Below are 2,648 nucleotides of genomic sequence, written 5' to 3' on the forward strand. Positions count from 1 at the left end.
TGCTTGGAGAGTAAATTATATAAGTATACCATTGCATTGCAGAAGCCCATTAAAACAAAAACTCGCATTGTGCGAGTTTTTTGCGGGGCCGACGAGACTCGAACTCGCGACCTCCTGCGTGACAGGCAGGCGTTCTAACCAAGCTGAACTACGACCCCTTAAGAACTTTTATTAAATGCGCACAAAAATAGTAATTATAAATTATCCAAACAAGTTTAGTTTATAATTTTTCTGTCCCGAAACTTACTCCTACAGCACTCGCAGTTAATACAGCTTGATCGTTTGGCTTAACAAGTTTTTGTTTTGAAATTGCTTCGGAAATAGGAACACTTTTTATTTCATTGCCTTTGAGTGCAACCATTTTTCCAAATTGTTTTTTTATTGCGAGTTGAATTGCATAAGTTCCAAATTTAGTTGATAATATTCTATCAAATGGAGTTGGGCTTCCACCTCTTTGCAAATGACCAAGAACTGTGTAACGAGTTTCTAATCCAGTATCTTCACTAATTTTTTTTGCAACATATTCTCCAATTCCACCTAATTGAATTGGGTCTGTTCTTTTAACATCTTTAGCTTTTATAATCATGCCTTCACCTTTGGGTCGGGCTCCTTCTGCTACACATACAATGCTAAATCTTTTTCCCATCATGTTTCTTTCTAAAAGTTTATCATAAATTTTTTCCCATGTGAAAGGAAGTTCAGGAATTAATATTACATCGGCTCCGCCTGCAAGTCCACCATTAAGTGCAATCCAGCCTGCATATCTTCCCATTACTTCAATTACCATTACACGATGATGAGATGATGCAGTAGTGTGCAGTCTATCCAGAGCTTCGGAGACGACATATACTGCAGAATCGTGACCAAATGTTAAATCCGTTGCTCCTAAATCATTATCAATTGTTTTAGGAACACCAATAATATTCATTCCCATTTCAATTAATTGTTGCGAAATGTGCATTGTTCCATCACCGCCAATGGCAATTAATGCATCAAGATTCCATGCTTCGTAATTTTTTAATGCATCTTTAGAACGATTAGTAATTTTAATTTTACCTTCTATTTCTTCGGGCCAATGAAAAGGGTCGCCTTTATTCGACGATCCTAAAATTGTCCCACCTGTTGCAAGTATTCCCGATACATCTTTGTTATAAAGTTCTACTGCTCTTCCTTCAACTAAACCTTCGAAGCCGTCAAGTATTCCAAGTACTGTTAAACCATTGTCCAATGCTGGTTTTGTAACACCTCTTATAACTGCATTTAAGCCAGGACAATCACCTCCGCCAGTTAATATTCCAATTTTTTTTACTTTTGTTTTTGTTTTCATTTTCAATCTCACTTTTTTGTATTACAAAAATAATATTTCCATTACTCTAAAGTTAATTAACATTCAAGCAGCAACTAATGATTTTCAAATTACTTTTTTTAATGTTTTGAAATGTAGTTTTGCATACTTACTCAAATTTTCTTTTCCAATTTTACCTATTAAATCAATAGCAGATTCTTCTACTTTTTTAGATGAACCTTTTACTAAATTTATTCCTTTTTTTGATTGTGAATTAAACCATTCATTAAATTTATTTCTTGCAAGTATAGAAGCAGCTGCAACGCCAATATATTTTTCTGCCTTTGTGATTTGTAAAAATTCTACTGAAGAATAGTTTGTGTCAAAATAAATTTTCAATTTCTGATTACTGAATTTATCAGTAATAACTTTTTTGCATTTATTTTTTTTGAGAATGTTTTCGATAGCTTTTGAATGTGCCCAGCTTAATAATTTATTGAGATTTTTAAATTCATTATAAAGTTGATTATACTTTGATGGTGTGATGGTAACAATGCTGTAATTTTCACCAATAATTTTTAAGATATTTTTTGTCATGCATGATATTTGTTCATCTGATAAAACTTTGCTGTCTCTTACGCCAAGCTGTTTCAACTTTTTTTTTGTTTCATTATTAACATAGACTGCAGCAACTACAAGCGGACCAAAAAAATCACCTTTGCCGCTTTCATCAGTTCCAATATATTCATCTGGTTCTTTAATATCATTATCATCACTTGATAAGTTTAATTCCATTTGTTCGAAAATTAACTTCCGAATTTCTGAAAACTCCTTAGATGATACATCTCCCTGTAAAACTGTTTTTATTCCTTTCTTACCAAAGTATACCAGAACTTTAATTTTCTTGTTATTAACTTTTACAGTGAATTCATAGTTATAATTTTTTTGCTCGATGTTGGTAGTTATATAATTTTGGTCGGCAAGTTTTTCTTTTAGTTGGCAGATGTAATTGTAAGCTTTTGTTATAACATCCATAAATAAATTTGGCTGACAATTCAAAATTGTTTTGCAGAATGAAAAATAGTAAATAATAACTTATTTGCCATAGAAATAATTTATGGATATCAAAATAAAATTTAGTTCAAAGGAATTTATTAAATCAGGAATGAAGAATTAAAAAAAATTTTGTATTGTTGTAACCGCAATTTTAAAGTTCTTTAGAAATTGATTGACAGACTAATTGTCCGCCTCTGGCGGAAATGCGGCGGTCTTGAAAACTTACTCTTTTATAGATTTATTTACGGAGAGGTGGCAGAGTGGTTGCCTGTCCGCCTCTGGCGGAAATGCAGCGGTCTTGAAAACT

Annotated in this window: 2 protein-coding genes and 1 tRNA gene; all 3 read right to left on the reverse strand. The window is 32.5% G+C overall.

Annotated elements, in window-relative coordinates:
* Positions 1–83 precede the first annotated feature (83 nt).
* Positions 84–158: transfer RNA gene (locus AC27L2_RS13750), tRNA-Asp, on the reverse strand.
* 62 nt (positions 159–220) lie between these two features.
* Complete coding sequence (locus AC27L2_RS13755) at positions 221–1,327, reverse strand: 6-phosphofructokinase (RefSeq protein WP_487212343.1); 1,107 nt, start codon at positions 1,325–1,327, stop codon at positions 221–223.
* An 84-nt stretch (positions 1,328–1,411) separates the two neighbouring features.
* Positions 1,412–2,344, reverse strand: a complete 933-nt coding sequence (rnhC, locus tag AC27L2_RS13760; protein ID WP_487212344.1) for a ribonuclease HIII — start codon at positions 2,342–2,344, stop codon at positions 1,412–1,414.
* Between the last annotated feature and the right edge of the window lie 304 nt (positions 2,345–2,648).

Source organism: Rosettibacter sp. KY25 (genome assembly GCF_057554405.1).